The sequence below is a fragment of the Providencia sp. PROV061 genome (assembly GCF_011045655.1).
Lineage (GTDB): Bacteria > Pseudomonadota > Gammaproteobacteria > Enterobacterales > Enterobacteriaceae > Providencia > Providencia hangzhouensis.
Genome location: NZ_CP042861.1, coordinates 2,458,655 through 2,479,980 on the forward strand (window position 1 = coordinate 2,458,655; position 21,326 = coordinate 2,479,980).

Genomic DNA, 21,326 nt, shown 5'->3' on the forward strand with positions numbered 1-21,326 from the left:
AGCATTAATTTTTACACTATTTTAGTACAACGCTCTGTAGATAAAGATGATTTGGGCTAAATAATTACTTAAAAACCACAAAACTCACTGTATTTTGGAGCCTTGTGATTTGCGCCTTCTCTCTAACTCGCTTTTTTCATATAATTATCAATAAGATTGGCGGGCTCCCAATTCAGCTGTAAATGTTCAATATCCTGAATACCAATACAGTTTTCTTCATCTTGTAGACGTAGCGTCGCTAACGTTTCCACTAAATGATCCAATTTTTGTTGCGTGGAATGCTCATTTTGTCCCTCTAAAGACTGCACATGAACTACAGTAGGAGCTATTGTATTCGGATACTGAAATATTTTCACGCTACGTCCCTGGTCTGAAGTATAAATATATCGAGTTGCATTACTTCGGTGATCAGGCTCTTCTCGAATAACGTCCTTATTAAAATTAATAAGGTAAACCGTGTTTTCACCGCCAAGGCTATACAACGAATTCCAGCCTACAATTTCCCCATTGATAATAAAACTATTTTTCCCGCTAGCGTCTGTTAACAACCCATTTGAACCATTAGAGATGAAGACATCATTCCCTTCACCACCATATAAATTGGTATCACTTGTTGATGCATAAAGAACATTATTTCCGTAAATACCATCTGGAATTGAAATGGCTCCAATTACCGCTTGCGCTTTAAATACCCGCCCAATCCCGCTTTTATCCCAAACTTTTTGCTCTGGCCCTCTTGTCCGAATAAATAAGCGCCTAAATGGTGTATTTTCACTAATATGTATATTTTTTGTCTTTGTATCAAGAATTGATGAAAAGCTTAACTCGTTAGAAAAACGTTTAAACTCATCCATAGGATGCCAAATCTGTTCTGGCGCTAATTCTTTTTTATATTGACGCTGTTCAGCAAGGTAGCGAACTAGATGTGCCATACCATCATTATGAATATGGGCGGGCATATGGGAGGGTAACCGCTGATGATGATGAACTTGATTATTGTTATTTTGGGGCATTTTTACTTTGACTGTACGCAAATTAGATTGCGATGTGTAAAGATGATAAGTATCTTCCCGTTCGTCTATGACTTCATACTGTGTTTTAAAATTAAATAAATGAATATTATTAAATCCAACTTGATCTAATATTTCTGTATTACCGCCCCCTTTACTTCCATCAATTAAATAGTGGTCATCCCCTCCTTGTCCATCAAGTTTGTCATTACCCAAGTCAGATAGAATTAAATCACTATTTTCACCACCATATACATAATCATCACCGTTACCTCCATACAAAACATTCCCTCCTCCATTTGTAATAATAATATCATTACCTTCCCCTGAATTTATGATATTTCCTATCATACTGTTGTCTTCAATTAAGTCATCACCATTATTTGCATCTAGAATAGGATAACGAAAATTATATCCCTTAGGAATTTTTATGTAATCATCATTTTCTGTGGGTAATTCCAAACACTCAATTGGTTCAATGTTATGAGAATCCTGTCCCATTTTTATCCTAAACAAATTCGCATGGCCGTCTTTAATATAAATTTCTTTACTTATTGGATATGATAAATTAATGAAGCTAATTTCAATTTTTTCATTACTGAATTTATCATATAAAAACATTGATGTTCCCAATGTCTTGATATCAAACCCATTCTCATAAGGTAATAAAATGGTCATATCAAACTCATCTTCCATTTCTGGTTTAATATTTGAAAAATCAAAAATTATTTTACCTTGAAAAATCTGATCTGGGTTAACTTGATAAACATCTCTTCCTTTAGTAACCATAATATGACTGTTTCTACTGACCATTAAAAGGTGGTCATCATTACTCTTTCCTTTATATTCTAACTTACTCGCTAAACCATGAAATTTAAAATCTCCCCATAAAGGTTGACCATATATTTTATTATCAACTGAAATTGTTTTTTCACTCTCATCGATACTTATTGTAGAGCTAGCGCCTCCCTGATAAGTAATATTAAAAATATTTTCACTTATAATGTGTGAAGCACTTGAATCCAAATGGTTTAGCTTAGTATTTAATACAAATCCGTCCTTTGTATATAATTGATATCTATGAAATATTTCCCTACCATTATTATCTATTTTATACGTGTTTTTTAAAGTAACATTCAGTGTTAAAATTTTCGTTTCTGACTCTGCCGATTTTATTTCAATATTTAATATGAGATCATTACCAGAAATACTGGCATCCTTTATTTCGCTTAACATATACCCTAAATTTACTCGGCTTTGGCCTTGTGTATTTTCAATAATTACAGCTGATAATTCTAATAAATTATCATTTAATTCATCTTGATTATTGTGCCAATCAACACGACGTAGAAAATAACTATCATTACCTTCTCCACCATTGACTATCCCTGATTCAAATATTAATTGATCATCCCCCTCCATACCTTGAATAAATGCAGTCATTGCCCCTACATCTAATGTGTTGGATTCTTTATTACCTAATAATTCTGCTATCGTAGAGCTATCTCCAATTAGCATCACATCATTAACATTGCGTAAATGAATCTTCTTAACTTTATGATTAATGAAGGTCACCTCTGACGTTATATTGTTCAAATCGATATCTATTTTACTGTTGGATGGAATGTCTTTAATGATTATACTATTATCCCCCCCATTGCCATCAAAATAAATTTCGTTACTTTCTTCAATGTTATTATCAAATAATAATGATAAGTTTATAATATCATATTTTTCGCCGCCTACGAGAAATTTACTCCCTGCATTGATGTTAAATAAATTTTTTGAATTTTTTTTCCCAACGATAATATCTGTTCCATTCCCTGGGTTAAAACTAATGTTTTTTTGCTTTGCTTCATTTTCATATCGGTAACCAATATTTTGCATGCCTTCATAAATAACCCTAGGCTTCTCACTTAATAATTCTCTTGCAATATCAATAGGCTGGTTTAAAAATTCATTCCCTAGTCTATTCACTCTGATATCATTATTTATATCAGGGTGAATCGTATTGGTATAATTATTTCTGGCCTGGAATAGCCGTAGCTCTGATGCTGATAATGAACTTAGTTGTGTAGCAACCGACTGTTTTTTCTTTATGTTATAAAAAGTAATTAGTTCGTTTTTATGTAAAAATTGTTTTAGTAATAAGCTATCATACTCAGGATTAAGTACAATAATGTCATTGGCAACCTCCTCGCCAATATTTTTATAAGCGATAGGAGCCGTTTTATTCACTAGTCTAAAACGATAATTAAAATTCAGTTCATTGACCCTCTGTGTTTGAAAGCTTTTTACCCAACGATTATCTTGAGAGTCATAATGATAATTTTCCCGAATAAAATTAATTTGCTCGATGGTATAGTAAGGCCCTATTTCATCACTATCAATATGACTAAGAGGTCCACGGTTATCCACATCAGCAAACTCTGCACTACTAATTATTTTTGAGTTATTTCTATAATAAATATAATGTTTGATATGTTCAACAAGGATCGGTTTACCAACCAATTGTAAGTGTTCATCAAAACCTTGATATAAAAATGACGACTTGAACGTATCTAAGTCTTGCTGCCAATTTATATTTTTGAAGTATGCTAAATGCTGTTTATAACTAAATCGATTTAATATATTGTCTGATGGAGGAAAACCAAGTGCAGCACGAATACCTTCTCTGGCTTTTTCATCCCAGCCTAGAGATTCACCGAGTTCCTCTTCAATTTTTTCTACTGCGCGAATACCTGTATATACCATCCCTCCAATTAATAAGGAACCAGCAACAATTAAACCAATGACAGGTATTGCCGATGAACCAATGATTATACCGATCATGGTTACCCCCCCCACAATAATGTTAGCAATTGACAAAGAACCATTCACAATTAAGTCTTGGCGCTCTTTATCATTTGTAACCCTGTCTAGTTGTTCAAATGCTTCACAAGCTTGATAAATATCTAACCCCATTCCAATTAAATTAAATATAATTGTAATACGAGCTGTAATTTTTGATGATACATTAAATGACCCGGCTTGTTTGTAAGCCAGCTTAAGTAAAATGGGCTGCAAGACCATGTCCCCATAATTAAAAAATGCATTTGCACAGGCCAAATCAAGGTTTTTCTGTATTTCTCGTCTTTCTTGTTCTGATAGATTCGGATTATCTAATTCATCGATCAACTGGTAAACAGAGTTGATTGTTAGAAATATCCCTGTAGAACCAACTCCTTGTCCAAAATAATTAGCTATTTTGGCATAGGCTGGTAATTTAATACCAATGCGCCGTAAATCCCCCACCGTTTTATCTATACCAGCTTGACTATCAAGTTGTGATCCCTGAATAATTTGCAATTGTTCATGTAGTACTGCCCGTGGTTGGATCTCTGAGTTAACATCAATGCGTCGTGTTATTTGGTCATTTTGCAAACTCTTATTAAGCATTTTAATGAGATTAGTATCTTTTAGATCCTCAGTTAAAAAGGTTAGTTGGAACGCTAATTTATCAGGGTTAAATTTAACATCCCCCTCCCAATTAGGTACCTGAATATGTTTAAAATCTAGTGGCTCACCATTTATTGTTGCCCCAATATCTCTAAGTTTATTTAATGATGTTACCTGCCCACCAAAAGTAACTTCCGTATCATCAATCACTGATATTGCTGATGACTTAAAAAAAATATCTAGCTCACTCATTATGCTTTGCCGCATCCTGAGGTATGCTTCACTCTCTGTATTTATGATTTGCACTTCACCAAACAAGGCTTCACCCACTTTGTGCTTAAATCCCGCAATATTTCCTCTGGTTGATACTGAGCCATCCTCTTGCGTTATTTCTTGGTTAATATAATCATTAAAAACATTAGATAAGTGTTTCTTTGCCTGATTAAATTCTGAATGGCTAATAACAAGTTCGACACCTGTCGTATCAGATAAAGTTAAAAAATACTTATCATTACATGAATAGCTTATAATTGTATATATTTCCTTATCACTTTTAAAAGTGATAATCTGATTACTTTCTATATTTTCAAATAATAATATGTGAGATTGTTCATCTATTTCATTAGAAACAGCCCCTAATAAATCAAAATTAGATTGATATATTTCATCAAATTTATTGAGCACTTCCTGCTCTTTACTGGTAATATTACTTAATTCTTTTTTCCGTGTTAGCTTGGTTAGAACTTCAAGTTTTTCCTTAAATTGCAAACTTTGTTCGTCCGTTAAATTGCTATGCTGCAAAAAGTGTAAAAGGTAGATATTCTCAAATGAATGCATTTCAACTGGAAATTTATTTACTGCAACATCGAACCCCTCTTTATATGATAGCTGAGATAATGCTGAATAATTAGATTTTAGTTTTTCATGTAAATCTAAAATTAATCTAAATTCTTTTTTTAATGACTTTTCGTTTCCAAATGGGGTTTCAATATCTATATAGAGCATTAATAAATCATCAATATATTGATTATATTCTCTTAATTTTATTGGATCTTGGACTAGTTTTAAAACTTCTGCATGATTAAAGCCTTGCCCACTAGGGAATAGCTCACTCAAACGGTTTATAGACTGCTTATCTAAGTAATTTATTTTTTCAGGTTGGAGGCTCAAAAACTCTAAAATATTTTTTACTTCAATAGCTTGTTGTTTAATCCTAGTGGTGTCATCATCAATAAATATTGAATTCCACATATGAGAGAAATCATTTTCATTCTCAGCGTCACAAATTTTATTAATATTTTTACTGGTAATGGGGTCATATGCTGCAATATTTAATTTGTTCTTATCGACACTTCCATCTTGAAATGTAAAATACCCTTTTAAATAAAGGTGTTTATTAATATCAATATGCTCTGCTAGTAAATTACCTATACTAATATCTTCAAGTAATGCTTTTATTTTATGTCTTGGTTCAAAATTATTTTCTAAAAAAATTTTAGTATATATCCCATTTGTTTTTAGCTTACTCGTCAACTCCTCGCCAAAAATCACCTTTTCTTCTTTTGTCAAAAGTGCCTTTTTATCGGTTAAATATAGAATAATATTTTCTGGCATTTTAAAAGCATATCTTGTTTTTAATACATTCAATGAGTTAGCATAGTTTTGAATAAAACCAGGTTCAGAATGAAGATTATCTATTAATATCCACTGTTGTTTAGATGCTTTTAGTAAATATTCTATATCTCCATACTCTGAAAAAAATTCCATCGAATTCGGGTTTACCTGAAACACTAATGTATTATCGGGGGAATATTTTACTAGTTCTTCTGCATATTTTTTGCCTATAGTGCCTCTCCCTGAACGAATAATAATTTTGACAGTATCATTAAATTTCTGTGGATTAGCATTGACATCGTTTTTATTAATCATTAACCATAATGGTGTTTCTAATATTCCAACATTTTCATATTCACGAATTAGTTCACTTCTAAAATCACTATTAAATTGAGTATCTTTCGCATTTAACTTCTGTTTAAAAATAGCGTATGCATCATGATTAAAAGCTACTTTTTTAATTAAATCAATGTCGATTTTATACTCATTATTTGGATCCCTAAAAATATCCATAGCAGTAGAATGGTCATCTTTTATTAATTGAAAAACTTCTAGCTCACCACTTCTTAGCTCATCGATAAAATATAAACTGGCATGCTTTCCATTAATATAAGCTTGTTGATTAGTTTGGTTAATATTAATTTCTAACCGCCAATTTTCAGTTGATTGCATTTCTCTCGTTAAACCATATGGCCAAGTTATTTTATTACTGTTTTGCGTAATACTGATTATTCGATTATAACCCACAACTGGAAAGTATATTCCATGTTTAGCTAATTCTACACTTGCCCTAAACACAAAGTTTTCATTTACGCCCCCACGCCCTAATTGGCAGCCTGCCAAAACAATCTTATTGGGTGGATATGCTTTCAGCACATGCTTTTTAAGATACTTCAACCCTAAAATAACTTGGTAAGCTTGGTATCCTTCAAAGTGACTTTGCTGGTTACGTCCAGTATATTGACCATGGCCAATCACCGCCCAACGTATTTTCCCGTTAACTTGAGTTTGTAAATCACCATGTAGTACTTTCCACTGTTCATTTTTAATATCAAACTGTATAACAAGCGAATTACTAGGAAATTTTGCTAATAATCTCCCCGTTGATTTAGCTGCTGTGTCATCACCTCCTATTTGGATTAAAACATGATAATTATATGTCGAGTCACTTGTAGGCCGACTCATTAAATGATGAAAAATTGTAAGCCTTGTGAATTCATCTATAGGATTAAACCAATTAGATATATTTTTAAGTTCGGAAGACTGCTCCCCTACTAATGGACTGCCATCTATGTGTTCCGTTAAAAGTATCAAATCATCATCTTTATTAATTATTTTATCATTAGTTTTCTTATCATTTACATTTATCATCTGAATTTTATTTCCATGTCAAATTAAAGCCCACCTTCAACTTAACAAGATTGCCACATCAGTAAAATATATAAAAAAACAATTAAGATTAACTACAATTAACAACGCTCAAGATAATTTCACTATTAAAATATAAACCATCAAATCGATATGATACACAATCATTTTAAGATTATATTATGTTTACTTGTAATTATATTATATGCATGTAATTATTTGGATTCATTTCTACTTTCTACGAAGGCCATATATGAACAATTTCGAATTTTATAACCCCACTCGTATCATGTTTGGTGAAGGTAAAATCAGTGAACTTGACCGAGTTGTCCCTAAAAATGCTAAGGTTCTTATTTTATTTGGCGGTGAAAGTGCAAGAAAAACAGGAACCTTAAATGAAGTTGAGCAAGCTTTAGGATCTCGAACATTCGATCATTTTGGTGGAATTGAGGCCAATCCTCGCTATGAAACATTGATAAAAGCTGTCGATAAAATTGAAAAAGAAGGTTTCGATTTCTTGCTGGCGGTGGGTGGTGGCTCCGTCATTGATGGTGTTAAATTTATCGCAGCCGCGGTAAATTACCCAGGCGATAAATGGGAGGTGGTCACAAATAGAGGCTCGACTATAAAAACTGCGCTGCCCTTCGGTACAGTGTTAACATTACCTGCTACTGGTTCCGAAATGAACAAGGGCTCTGTAATTACTCGTGAAGAACTGCATTCTAAACTTGCTTTTATGAGCGACCATGTATTTCCTCAATTCTCTATTCTTGACCCAGTAAAAACCTATACTTTACCGACTCGCCAAATAAGTAATGGTGTTGTTGACGCTTTCGTTCATGTTATTGAACAATATTTGACTTACCCAGTGAATGCTTACGTACAAGATGCATTCGCAGAAGGCTTATTGAAAACATTAATAGAGATTGGACCTAAAGCGCTTGAGACTCCAAAAGATTATGATATTAGAGCCAATTTAATGTGGACAGCCACCTTGGCTTTAAATGGTTTAATTGGTGTTGGGGTACCACAAGACTGGTCTACTCACATGTTAGGCCATGAAATCACTGTGCTGTATGGTTTGGATCATGCACAAACACTCGCTATTGTTCTACCATCCATGCTGACGGAAAAATCAGCCCAAAAACAGGCCAAATTAGTGCAATATGCAGAACGAGTTTGGGGAATTACGTCAGGTTCTGACCAAGAGAAAGCATTAAATGCCATTGAGTTAACTCGAGAGTTCTTTGAAAAAATGCAAGTAGGTACTCGTTTTAGTGACTACCAATTGACCCAAGAGGTTATTGAACCATTAGTTAATAGCTTAGCTGCACACAATATGGTGAAATTAGGTGAGCACCAAGATATTAACTTAGAGGTTAGCCGCCGCGTATATACGGCCGCTTTATAATTTCCTCCCACTCGAAAAGGTGCAAACTTGCACCTTTTTCTTTTTTATCACCGAAAGCCCTTTTCCTTATAAGTCATTTAAATTTATCGGTTATTACAACAGCATATAACGTTTAATTGGCTAGATTGTATTTCATATTGCCAGATTTTTAATTGAGAATGGCACATTAGCATCAGCAAAATATTGTTTTCAATTTTGAGCATTAATCACCATATCTCACCACTGTAAATTTAGGTATTTTATAGCTTACAGATAGTCCGAAACAAATATATAACAACAATTAATAAGTTAGGTTGTGAGCCATGTTATCTAGATTTAATATATCAAACAGTGCATTACTTGCATCGTCTCTGCTCTTAACGATTGGGCGTGGTGCAACATTGCCCTTCATGGCTATTTACCTAACCCGTGAATATGAAATGGCTATTGATATTGTCGGTGTTGCAATGTCAATGGCTATGGTGGTTGGTGTTTTATTTAGTATGGGCTTTGGTATGCTAGCAGACCGCGTTGATAAAAAACGCTGTATGCTATTCGCAGTTATCGCCTTTATTTGTGGGTTTATTGCGATACCTATCGTGAATAATGCTATTTTAGTCATTATTTTCTTTTCGTTAATAAATTGCTCTTATTCCGTATTCTCAACGGTACTAAAAGCCTATTTTGCAGATACCCTTACGGTTGCATTAAAAGCAAAAATATTTTCCTTAAATTATACCTTCATTAATATAGGCTGGACTATTGGTCCTCCCATTGGCACCTGGTTATTAATGTATAGTATTAACTTACCATTCTATTTAGCTGCAATTTCAGCCGCTTTTCCAATCTTTTTTATACAACGGTTTGTACAGAGCATAAAACCGATACCATTAGAAGAAGGCCAGACCCGCAAATGGAACCCTGTCTCTATGCTACGAGACCAAGTGCTGGCATGGTTTATTTTATCAACTTTCTTAGGTTCATTAGTTTTTGGAACTTTTACCACTTGGATATCCCAATATGCCATCACCGTTGCTAACAGTGATTTTGCCCAAGTGGTTATCGGTGTTATTTTGCCCGTAAATGCTATTGTCGTAGTGACGTTACAATATACAGTCGGCAAACATATCACTCCAGATAACTTAAGAAAATTGATGACATTAGGTAGTCTATTTTTTATTTTAGGGTTGGCAACCTTTATGTATGCCCATGAAAACTTATACCTATGGGCTCTTGGCGCCTTTATTTTCACTTTAGGTGAGTTAATCTACGCCCCTGGCGAATACATGTTAATTGATAGTATTGCTCCAGACGGAATGAAGGCCAGTTATTTTTCGGCTCAATCTTTAGGGCTACTTGGCGGTGCATTTAATCCGATGTTAACAGGAGTTGTATTAACTGAACTTCCCCCCTATTTTATTTTCATTATTCTTATGTTTATTACATTTTTAGCCTGGCTATCAATGCTAAATGGAATGCGTCTAAGAAAAAAACAATTATTAGTTACCCAATAGCATTTTTTCTCCACTGAAAAACATTTCAGGTGGAGAAAAATGACCAATCTACTGCCTTTTTATTCTCTGTCTTATCGGTAAAACTAAACAAATAGCTGAACTCAATAATACAATAGTCATGATTATAGAAACCTTAAGATGATTTTTCGAAATGAGTAAAGAAAATATTGGTAATGCAGATAATAAAATCAAGTTGTTAACACTCTCGGATATAGATAAGACAAAACCTTTATTCTCTGCACTTTGCCTTGCTAACATTGCGGTGCTTATCGGAGAGGCCAATCCTAACATCCCACCAATAACAGTTAAGCATAATCCATGACCAATTAACGAAAGCCATCCACTAAGAAATAAGATAATCGTTACTATGATTATTAAAATAATGACCACGAGTTTTGTATTATTTGATACTTTAATTTTTTCAATTTTTGCAACTAAGCCATTACCAAATAATAATCCCATCCCAAATAATCCCATTAAGCTACCAACCTCCGCACTTTCTAAGTGGGATCGTTGCCTTAATATTTCACCTGCAAGCAAGAATATACAAACTGATACCCCATTCCATAAACCTTTCGCTAATATGAGTCTGGTAATACCTACATGTTTAATCACTTTAAAAGATAATTTTTTTCCGACAGTTTTTTGAGAGTGCGGCAGTGTAAATAGCCCTATAATGAATACGACTAAGCACCCTATCGCGGTATAAATAAAAGGGGCGTACCAAGCAAAATACTGGACTAATATCCCTGCAATGATTGGCCCCGTAATAATACCGACAGTCATTCCCACCATAATACTCCCCATTGCTGTAGCTTGTTTACTTTCACTAATTACATCAGCAATAAGTGCGAAGATAACGGGAACAAGTGCAGCAGAAGCCAATCCTCCGAAGCCCCTTAAAACAAGTGCAGTCAATAGATTAGGTGAAAAAATAATGACTAAACTATCGAGTGATAATAGCAAAAGAGCCATAAGCACAATTTTTCGTCTATCAATTCTATCTGATAAAAAACCAATAATAGGAGCTGCTAAGGTATAGGCCAACGCATAAGCCGATACCAACCACGTAATTTGGTCAGGTTGAACATGAAATACCGTTGCTAACGGCGATAAAATAGCCGATAACATAAATTCTGCGGTACCAACAAGGTATACCGCTACTGCCGACAAAAGCAGTAAGTAATGAGTAGAAGTCATAGTTTTCTCGTTTTGATATATATTGCATTATCCAATCAGTGCTTATGATTGGTATCGATATGGTTTTATTTAAAAAAAATTAGGGGAGTTTTTTGGCAGTGAGTAGCTAGTTGTAAGTAACGTTTAAATACTGGAAGTATTGAGATGATTAATTAAGGTAACAAACTGAAAGATAAGAGCGAATAGAGGTCTATTAAATCTTAAACTTTAATTAAATTCAAGAGATTCCTGCAAAGTTAAATATATATTAACAAATATTCCATCTTCTTAAATTTAGCAAAAATAATTACTATCTGATTTCCTTGTTCCTATGCATTTAATACGTAATATTACCCATTCAAATACACTAATTCCTGCGATTAATCGACTATTAGCCACTTCTATGTCAAAAAAAACTCTCATTATCTATTTTATAATGTACAAACAATAACATGATAGTTGCTTCCATATTTGGTTATTAAATCAATAGAATAGTTTATTTAATAATCACATTAAAGCATGTTTAGGCTAACGGAAGGTATATAAACATGAATATTATCACTCGGCTTAAATTCGTTTCATTTCTACAATTTTTTATCTGGGGATCATGGCTAGTTACTTTTGCATCTTACCTATTCAATACATTACATTTCAAAGGCGGTGAAATCGGCTTAATTTTTAGTACATTAGGTATCTCAGCCTTATGCTCACCGATTATCATCGGATTTATTGCAGATAAAATTGATAACAGAAAACTTGTATACACTACATCACATATCATTTCTGCTGTATTTCTAATCGTAATGGCTCATAGTGATTCAATAACCCTACTATTTATTGTGACATTAGTTCATCTAATGTTTTATATTCCAACTATTTCTATTTGTAATAGTATTGTTTTTGAAATGTTGAGCGCTGAAAAGCTCGATTCTGATGTTTATTTTCCTAAAATACGCGTTTACGGTACCTTAGGCTTTATTGTCGCTATGTGGACAATTAGCTTATTAAAATTGGAAATGAGTTTTTATCAATTATATATTGGTGCTATTGCATCGATTGTACTCAGTATTTTTTCTATTTTCTTTATTTCAACACAGAGCTGTAAAATTGAGAGAAAAGAAGAAAAACCCAGTTTTAGTTTCCAAAATATTATTTTACTATTTAAAAAAGGACGAGTTGCAGTATTTCTATTCTTTGCCATGTTATTAGGCTCTGTTTTACAAATTACCAATACCTTTGGCGTTCCCTTTTTACAAGATATGGCATTAATGCCTGAAGCTAGAGGATCGGTTTTTTCTGAATATCCCACAATCTTTTTATCAATATCGCAATTTTCAGAAATTATATTTATTTTGCTTTTACCGCTATTACTCAAAAAATTCAAAATTGAAGCTATCCTATTTATGAGTATGATTGCATGGATTTTACGATTAGGTTTATTTTCTTACGGTGATTTCACTGTGATTGGTACTATCGCTTTATTTTTATCCATGGTTGTATACGGCTGCGCTTTTGATTTCTTTAATATCGCTGGAGCATTATTTTTGGAAAAAGAAATTGCTCCTGAGTTTCGCTCAACAGCACAAGGTGTATTCACCACATTAGTGAACGGTTTTGGTACATTTCTAGGCGCGGTATTATGTGGATGGGTTATCGAACTTAATACGGTCAATGGCGTGGTGGATTGGAAAACTTTCTGGATGATCTTTACCGGCTACACTGCGAGTTTTACACTTCTCTATGTCATTTACTTGTTCTATACTAAAAATAGTCAACCGAAAACTGCCATTCAATGACTCGTATTCCCCTTATTCATGAGTCATATATCCAGAATAAGGGGGGTTATATTATTTCAAATGTGTGATTTTGAAATAGTCATATTAGGGTTACTCTTCATTTTTAGTGCAATTTAATTATTATCTGCCTTATACTTCGCCTCTTTTAGCAATAACGCTTGTTTTCGGTCAATACCCCAACGGTAACCAGAAAGATCACCATTACTCCTAACAACACGGTGGCACGGTATTGCTACCGCTAACATATTTGCACCACAGGCATTAGCTACCGCTCTGACTGCACTAGGCTGGCCAATTTTTTCTGCAATATCACTGTAACTCTTTGTTTCCCCAACTGGGATATTACGTAAAGCTTGCCAGACGCGTTGTTGAAATGCAGTCCCTTGAATGTCTAATGGTAAATTTAAACCAATTTCAGGCGCCTCAATAAAACCCACCACTTGAGCGACTAGTTGTTCAAAGTCGTCATTTCCTCCAATGAGCTCTGCGTTCGGGAATTTATCCTGTAAATTATTCAATAACTGCTCAGCGTCATCCCCTAACAAAATGGCGCAAACCCCTATCGGACTTTGTGCAACTAATAATGTTCCCAACGAGCAAACCGCAAGAGCAAAATAAATTTTACTGCCTCCTCCTCCTGATTTCCATACACTCGGCGTCATGCCTAGTCGTTGAGATGAGGCTTCATAAAATCGACTATTTGATTGATAACCTGCATCATAAATAGCATCCGTAATTCGTTTTTTTTCTTGAAGCTGTTGCTGCAATGTTTTATGGCGAAATGCATCCGCATATGCCTTTGGTGTTAACCCTGTCTGTGCTTTAAATAAACGGTGTAAATGATAGCGACTCATACCAATATAATCAGCTAACTCTGCCAAGCTCACCGTTTGTTCCTGCTGCTCAATATAACGACAAGCCTTTTCAATTTGTTCTTGATAAAATTGGGTTAATTGTGACGTTTCTGTCCGAAAGCGTTTTCCAGCACAGTAGCCTTGTTCAATAGCTTGCTGTTCATTATCGAAAAACTCAACATTATCTCTATTTGGTAAACGCCCCGCCGCAGATGGATGGCAATAAATAGCAGAGGTTCTTACACCGTAAACAAAATGACCATCTGCGGATTTATTCCTTTCAACCACCGCTTGCCACCTCTGTTCTGGCGTTTTCCACAAATTTTTAGTTATCATCATGTCGCCCTTCGCTGGTTAATTACATTAATTATGACAAACTTCAGTCCTAAAAAACTCCGAACATTGCTTTTTAATTCTAGCTTTATCCGTCCAGCACAATGCCATAATTACATGAATTCCAATGTGTTATTGCGTTTATAAAAAGTACTCAACAAAAATTGAATCGCATTAGTATTATTTGTTTTTCAGCTCTTTTTGTGCAATGCGTTTTTTAAATCCTGTTAACGTCATCCCTGTATGCCGTTTAAAGTAGCGACATAAATAAGATGTATCTTCAAAGTTTAATTCATCAGCAATTTGCTTAATGGATAAATTACCAATTTCTAATAATGCTTTTATTTCTAAAATAACTTGCCTATCTATTAATACTTTTGGTGGGTCATTAAAAAAAGTTTGACTAATTTTGGACAAGTAGAATGGTGTAATAGACAATTGTTCAGCATAAAATTTCACTTCTTTATGCTGCTTACAGTGAGTTGTAATTAAGTCCCAAAAACGCCAACACAGCTGCTCTTGGCGGCTTTTATTTTCTGGTTTTATAGAAATGTGTTGTGCATGATTACTGATTTCTAAAAATAAATTTTGTAAATGGTTTTTTAATTGTAATACCCCATATTTACCCCAATTAGACACTATAGCTAAAAGAATGTATCTCCAGCTTTCAAACAGTGCAACTTTTTCCAATGGAATTGAAATAACAGGAAAATCATTAAAAAAAGCAAATAATTGATTTGGTAGTACATAGGCAATTTCTGTTGCTAGCTTTTTATCAATCAACCAATATTCCAAACGAAATTTACGTGATTTGGCTTGCAGCATTGCAAAAGAATCATCGTATAAAATGATAATATCGTTTTTGCGTATCAGATGCCGTTTGAAATTAATATTGAAGACTCCATATCCTTGCTTGCATACACAAACCGCCACATAAGATGTTTTAATCGGTTTAAATTGCATCTCTTCCATATTACTTTCACCAATCCGAATGGCTTCAGGTAAATCAATTTGATAATTTTTTAAATGCTGCATGATTGTTGTGTTTTGATTTGCTTCATATAACGCAATCATAACAAAAAAGTTGTCATAAGTACCCATGATGTACAAGTTATGCCCTTATTTTATTTTCATAAATACCTAAAATAGCCTTCAAATTAAGGGATACCATAACGGGGGAGATTAGAAAATGGTACTTGCAACAAATAGGTTAGTATTGCGTCCTTGGCAAGAAACAGATGCCGCTGATTTATATTTCTATGCAAAAGATGAAAGAATTGGCCCTATCGCAGGTTGGCCTGCTCACAAAAATGAAGAAGAGAGTCTTTCTATCATCAAGAATATTTTTATGCGAGATGAAATTTACGCGGTAACGTTAAAAAAAGAAAACCAAGCTATTGGCCTGATTGGATTATCATTTAGCCATGAAAGTAATTTTCCCATTGGGGAAAATGATGCAGAAGTCAGTTATTGGATTGGTGTACCGTTCTGGGGTAAAGGCCTTATACCAGAGTCAATTAACGCCATCATGCACCATGCATTCACTAATTTGAAATTAGATAATTTATGGTGTGGTTACTTTCAAGGTAACGAACAATCTAAAATTGCCCAAGAAAAATGCGGCTTCAAATACTATGCAACTCTTGAACCACAATTTATTGAATTAATTGGTGAAACTAAGACAGAAGATATTAGTAAAATAACCGCTAAAGAGTGGCAAACTCGACAGTAATATTTGATTCTATCTATACATGTGGCCAGCATTTATCTGTTTGGCCTTTTTCTTATTAATTTATTGTCACAACTCATTTCAATGATGAATAAAATTATTCTACCGTGTTCCTATTAATGCTATGATTTTTCAATAATTATAAAATTCATACTTTCACTAGGATCACAGGTAAACACATGCAGGACTATGGTATTTGGACCGTTATCACTCCCATTGTGACTATAATTTTGGCGATATTAACTCGCCAAGTCATGCTTTCATTAATGCTAGGAATATTCGTTGGTTTTACTGTCATTAACGATCACAACCTATTATTAGGTGTGCAAGGTACCGTTGATGGTATTATTGATACATTTTCATCTGCAGGGAATACGCGAACAATTGTCTTTATGGTCATGATCGGAGGGATAATGAGGCTTGTTGTTGTGACAGGCGGAGTTCGAGCATTAGTTCAGCTACTAACCAATAAGACAAAACTGATTAAAAACCGTAAATCTACCCAGTTTCTTGCCATTATCATTACTTCTCTTATTTTTATTGAAAGCTCAATTAACCAATTAGTCGCTGGCGCCTCAACTAAAAATCTAGCACGACAATATGGTGTTGCTCCTGAAAAAATGTCCTATATTATCCAAACAGCATGTGTTTCTGTTTGTTCCTCCGCCATCATCAATGGTTGGGGTGCAGTAATAATGGGGTTAATCGGGGTACAAATTTCCCAAGGTCTGATTCAAGGCGAGCCCTTTGATATTTTAATTACTTCGATTGGTTACAATTTAATGGCATGGTTATCTATTATAACTATCCTATTCTATGTATTTACCAATATTTCATGGGGTCCCATGAAAAAAGCTGAAGATAAATATCAACAAAATTTTATTGAGGGGAATATTTCCCAGTTACAAAGCCAAGATAATGAAGAAGAGATTATTGATCACCCTAACGCTCATTCTTCATTAAACTTCTTTATTCCTATTTTATCTACGGTGTTAATGGTCCCTATCGCACTATATATCACTGGTGACGGTGACTTTAGCAAAGGAAGTGGTTCGACATCCGTATATTGGGGAGTCATGTTTGGTACTGTGGTATCTTTCTGTTGGTTTATCGGTCGGCGGTTACTAAATATTGATGAATTCTTTAAAGAATTATTTATCGGCTACGCCAATATGCTAAAAATCAGCTCAATTATGATCTTAGCGTTCTTGATGGGAAATGTCTCTGCTGAGTTAAACACGGGAGCCTATATTGCTGAAGTCACTCAAGGAGTTATGGCCCCAGGTTTTTCTATTGGATTTATCTTTATAATTAGCGCCATTATGTCTTTAGCAACAGGCACCTCTTGGGGAACTTTCGCGATAATGATACCTATCGGGGTTCAATTAGGTTTATCTGTAGGAATGCCTGTTGAATATATGATTGGTGCAGCAATTTCTGGCTCAATATTTGGCGATATGACCTCCCCAATTTCTGCGGATGCTATTGTTGCTTCAATGGCGACAGACTGCGAACATATTGAGCATATTCGTACTCAAATGCCTTATGCGTTAGTAACTGCCAGTATTGTTCTTGCTATTTACCTTTACCTTGGTTTTTCTTATTAATTATTGGGAGTTTAGATGTCTATCCAACAACAACTAACACAGTACGCAAAAATAGATTTACTTAACTCGTCAACTCCACTTAATCGATTGAATAATTTATCGCATAAGTTTGGTCGTGAGATTTATATAAAACGTGATGATATGACTCCCCTTGCTATGGGGGGAAATAAACTGCGTAAACTAGAATTTTTAATGGCTGATGCATTAGCCAAAAAAGCAAAAATTATTGTTACCGCGGGGGCAATTCAATCAAACCATGTCCGCCAAACTGCAGCTGTTGCTGCCATGTATGGGCTTGAATGCGTTGCGTTATTAGAAAATCCAATTAAAAGTGATAACCCTAACTTTCTGCATAATGGTAATAAATTATTAACTGACTTATTTGCCACCCGTTGTGTGATGTGTGATGAATTAACCGACCCACAATCCCAAATGGAAGCGCTAATTAAAACACTTTCTCTTAAAGATGCCTATATTGTCCCTGTGGGTGGGTCAAATACATTAGGTGCTTTAGGCTATGTCCAATGCGCTATTGAGATAGCTCAACAGAAACCAGAACATATTGAATTTGATAAAATTATTGTTGCTTCAGGAAGTGCTGGAACCCATGCAGGGCTTGCCATTGGTTTACAAGAATTACTACCACAGAGCCAAGTAATTGGCGTGACAGTGTCACGAAAGCAACAAGACCAAGCCCCTAAAGTTGAAAAATTGCAATCCGAACTGGCTCAATGGTTGGGTCTAGCTAAAACACCTGAAGTACAATTATGGGATAACTTTTTTGCTCCCATGTATGGAATGCCAAACCAAAAAGGCCTCGCCGCAATCAACTTATTAGCGCGGCAAGAAGGTATTTTATTAGACCCAGTTTATACCGGTAAAGCCATGGCTGGGTTAATTGACTACTTGGAAAGCTCTGAAGAAAAAACTCCCGTTCTGTTTATTCATACGGGTGGAGCCCAAGCATTATTTGCTTACTCAGATATTAGCCAAACAATTAAGTAATCATCATCAGATAAAAGGGCCAGATTGCCCTTTTATCTTCCATTGTAAAGCTAAAATACTCGACTTCCTTCTTTATTATTGTTGATTAGTCTGTACTATCCAATAATCGGTAAGTGATCACATATAAATATTGCTCGTTTGGGTAAATCTCTTTGATAAGTGCTTTCAACGTCTCTAGACCCATGGCTTCTTGCTTAGCGTGGTATTCAGAAATGTCATCATAAGAAATGGGCTCTACCGACAATATTTTAATATCAGTATAATATTTCCCTGTTTCTAACGCATATACCTTCACAATACTCCCAGGAACATAATCGCTCTCGCTTTTATCACGAATAGTGATAATTTTTTTACCGGAAACCACCAATGGAAGTAAACGCTCAAAAAAGGTTATCGTGTCTGGTGCGTTATTCATAATAATTCTCTTATTTTTATACAATCTCTTTTCTAGGAAGACCTATTTTCTTATAAATCCAATAAATTGCAATAAAATGGTTCTTTTTGTGCTTTCAATTATACGAACACTATAGCGATCATTGCGTTTTATATACAATCAAGCCATAAAAATATTATCTACTACTATAAACTGAGTATACATAATGGATAACAATGAAAATTTGTTCTATCAACAAGAACACTATTTTTGGTCTGCAATATGTGCAAATACGGTGAAAATCAGCAACCAAACTAGTGCTTATTTTTCTGAGCTACCATTGCCTATATTTAATTATATTTACCTCCACCAAGGCGCACTCATTTCAGATTACGAGAAGGCCGAAGCGCTGTTCAAAAAACAAACTAAGCCTTATGTACTGGTTGTTCATGACCAAATACTTTCACTATTTGAGTCAGAAATAATAACACGGAGATTAGTCTTTGATGGTGAATCAACCGCAATGATTTTGCCACAAGGGGCTTTGTCTCAATGCAATTCACCACCACCGCTTAATACTGATTTTCAGATAATACAGAGTAATGATCGACTCGAAGATTGGGCTCAGCCGTTAATTACAGCATTCCCTGTCGATTCTGATACAGATGAAAGTGACTCAACTGTTACTGACGAGTATATTCGTTATCACCAAAGAGCGCTTGATAAACAAACTAATATGGTGCATTTAGTCTTATTTGCAGATCAGCAACCAGTCTCAACCTTAACTATGACATTTAATAATGAAACAGCTCGACTTGATGATATTGGTACTGATATTCAATACCAAGGTAAAGGGCTCGCGACTTCACTTATTAAACATGCGCTATACCTTTGCCATCAACAAGGGATTAAACAGTGTGTATTGGAGTCATCCAGTGAAGGGTTATCTATCTACAAAAAACTGGGTTTTGAACCTATTTTTAATTACTACAGCTATATTTCGGCGTGATTTTATTGAATGCATCTTAATAATCAAGATGCATTTTACTTTACCTAAAAAAATAAGGTTTAATGTAATCACTAATCGCAAAACTGCACCTAGTGACACAATCATGGGGATTAATATAATGATAACTCCCAGTATATTTATTTTGTCACCGTTTGGTACCAATGTTGAATATCTGTCACAATTTGTTCAGTGTGCAACTGCCCATTTTTATCTTTGAAATAATGGTCTAAATCTTGATAAGAACGGTAACTAACATGGGTATTACGAACTTGTTTCATCATATTATCTGTACCATGAGCATCCACGTTGGTATCCGCCATCGTTTGTATCACCAAATGTGGGGTTTTAACTGACTGGATAAGTTTTAAATTGTCAATGGTGAGCATCTCATACCACCATTTCGAGCCATGGCCGCTGACAAATTGGTCGTTATTTAATTGCTTTTGTTTTACCGCTTCTGCAAATTGTTTAAAACCTTCCTTTGAGTTAGCAATTTCTTCTTTAGGTGTATTATTTTCAATACTATATAGAACATCATTAATGAAGTATTGGCCGCCAACATTCAATGCAACGGATGCGGTAATAAAGTTTTCTTGTGCAACAATTAAATTAGTTACCAGCGCACCTTCACTTCCGCCTAATAGCACTATGTGTTGGTAATCATTTTTTAATTGCTTTAATACTGTTACATAATTATTGGCGCGTTCTAATGGCGAGTCTTTCGACATGTAGTCAACAGGACATTCTTCTTCTGAAGCTTCTTCGCCATTAACCCCCACTTGGCTGTTCAATCCTGTTTTTTCAACTAATAAAATATCATTATGAGGAAATACAACCCCGAAATTTTTCAACATATTGGGGTTATTAATGACGCTTTTACAATCTGAGCCTTGTAATAAAACTAATAAATCCTTTGATTTTTTGGCTTGTTTTTGGATTAAATAATAATTTATATCTTTGCCTGCAAAGTGCATAGTTTGCATACTCACAGGTAAATTCTGTGCAAATACACTTAATGGATAAATTGAAAACAACAAAGGCGTAATTTTTAGTTTCATTGCACACTCATCATGTTCTATAAGGACCTTTCGACGATATTATATTGAG

13 protein-coding genes are annotated in these 21,326 nt (G+C 34.5%); 7 read left to right on the forward strand and 6 right to left on the reverse strand.

Going from position 1 to position 21,326, the window contains the following annotated elements; genetic code table 11:
- Window positions 1–122 precede the first annotated feature (122 nt).
- Window positions 123–7,433 (reverse strand): C80 family cysteine peptidase, encoded by a 7,311-nt coding sequence (locus FVA72_RS11145; protein WP_137019020.1) that lies wholly within the window; start codon window positions 7,431–7,433, stop codon window positions 123–125.
- 250 nt (window positions 7,434–7,683) lie between these two features.
- Here FVA72_RS11145 and FVA72_RS11150 point away from each other — a divergent pair, with 250 nt between their 5' ends.
- Window positions 7,684–8,841 (forward strand): iron-containing alcohol dehydrogenase, encoded by a 1,158-nt coding sequence (locus tag FVA72_RS11150; protein ID WP_110591713.1) that lies wholly within the window; start codon window positions 7,684–7,686, stop codon window positions 8,839–8,841.
- A gap of 302 nt (window positions 8,842–9,143) precedes the next feature.
- On the forward strand, window positions 9,144–10,334 hold the full coding sequence (ydeE, locus tag FVA72_RS11155) for an efflux MFS transporter YdeE (protein WP_110591712.1): 1,191 nt from the start codon (window positions 9,144–9,146) through the stop codon (window positions 10,332–10,334).
- Window positions 10,335–10,382: 48 nt separating this feature from the next.
- Here ydeE and FVA72_RS11160 read toward each other — a convergent pair whose 3' ends face one another.
- Complete coding sequence (locus FVA72_RS11160; RefSeq protein WP_110591711.1) at window positions 10,383–11,534, reverse strand: MFS transporter; 1,152 nt, start codon at window positions 11,532–11,534, stop codon at window positions 10,383–10,385.
- A gap of 527 nt (window positions 11,535–12,061) precedes the next feature.
- Between FVA72_RS11160 and FVA72_RS11165 the strand changes: the two genes are divergently transcribed.
- Window positions 12,062–13,309 (forward strand): MFS transporter, encoded by a 1,248-nt coding sequence (locus tag FVA72_RS11165; protein ID WP_110591710.1) that lies wholly within the window; start codon window positions 12,062–12,064, stop codon window positions 13,307–13,309.
- A gap of 113 nt (window positions 13,310–13,422) precedes the next feature.
- On the opposite strand, the gene ada is transcribed toward FVA72_RS11165, so the two are convergent.
- On the reverse strand, window positions 13,423–14,499 hold the full coding sequence (gene ada, locus FVA72_RS11170; RefSeq protein ID WP_110591709.1) for a bifunctional DNA-binding transcriptional regulator/O6-methylguanine-DNA methyltransferase Ada: 1,077 nt from the start codon (window positions 14,497–14,499) through the stop codon (window positions 13,423–13,425).
- A 177-nt stretch (window positions 14,500–14,676) separates the two neighbouring features.
- Entirely contained in the window at window positions 14,677–15,597 is a 921-nt protein-coding gene (locus FVA72_RS11175; RefSeq protein ID WP_243154698.1) for a helix-turn-helix domain-containing protein, read from the reverse strand.
- Window positions 15,598–15,685: 88 nt separating this feature from the next.
- Here FVA72_RS11175 and FVA72_RS11180 point away from each other — a divergent pair, with 88 nt between their 5' ends.
- The 3 genes from FVA72_RS11180 (at window position 15,686) to FVA72_RS11190 (ending at window position 18,837) form a co-directional block, all read left to right on the forward strand.
- The gene (locus FVA72_RS11180; protein ID WP_110591708.1) at window positions 15,686–16,228 is read left to right on the forward strand and encodes a GNAT family N-acetyltransferase; all 543 of its coding nucleotides are present in this window, start codon (window positions 15,686–15,688) and stop codon (window positions 16,226–16,228) included.
- 176 nt (window positions 16,229–16,404) lie between these two features.
- Complete coding sequence (locus FVA72_RS11185; RefSeq protein WP_004254427.1) at window positions 16,405–17,832, forward strand: Na+/H+ antiporter NhaC family protein; 1,428 nt, start codon at window positions 16,405–16,407, stop codon at window positions 17,830–17,832.
- A gap of 15 nt (window positions 17,833–17,847) precedes the next feature.
- Window positions 17,848–18,837 (forward strand): D-cysteine desulfhydrase, encoded by a 990-nt coding sequence (locus tag FVA72_RS11190; RefSeq protein WP_004254429.1) that lies wholly within the window; start codon window positions 17,848–17,850, stop codon window positions 18,835–18,837.
- Between the two features lie 85 nt (window positions 18,838–18,922).
- On the opposite strand, the gene yqfB is transcribed toward FVA72_RS11190, so the two are convergent.
- The gene (gene yqfB / locus FVA72_RS11195) at window positions 18,923–19,252 is read right to left on the reverse strand and encodes a N(4)-acetylcytidine aminohydrolase (protein WP_110591707.1); all 330 of its coding nucleotides are present in this window, start codon (window positions 19,250–19,252) and stop codon (window positions 18,923–18,925) included.
- Window positions 19,253–19,436: 184 nt separating this feature from the next.
- Here yqfB and FVA72_RS22025 point away from each other — a divergent pair, with 184 nt between their 5' ends.
- The gene (locus FVA72_RS22025; protein WP_110591706.1) at window positions 19,437–20,219 is read left to right on the forward strand and encodes a GNAT family N-acetyltransferase; all 783 of its coding nucleotides are present in this window, start codon (window positions 19,437–19,439) and stop codon (window positions 20,217–20,219) included.
- A 137-nt stretch (window positions 20,220–20,356) separates the two neighbouring features.
- Here FVA72_RS22025 and FVA72_RS11205 read toward each other — a convergent pair whose 3' ends face one another.
- A complete protein-coding gene (locus tag FVA72_RS11205) occupies window positions 20,357–21,277 on the reverse strand; it encodes an alpha/beta hydrolase family protein (RefSeq protein WP_110591705.1) in 921 nt (306 codons plus the stop codon).
- Window positions 21,278–21,326: the final 49 nt, after the last annotated feature.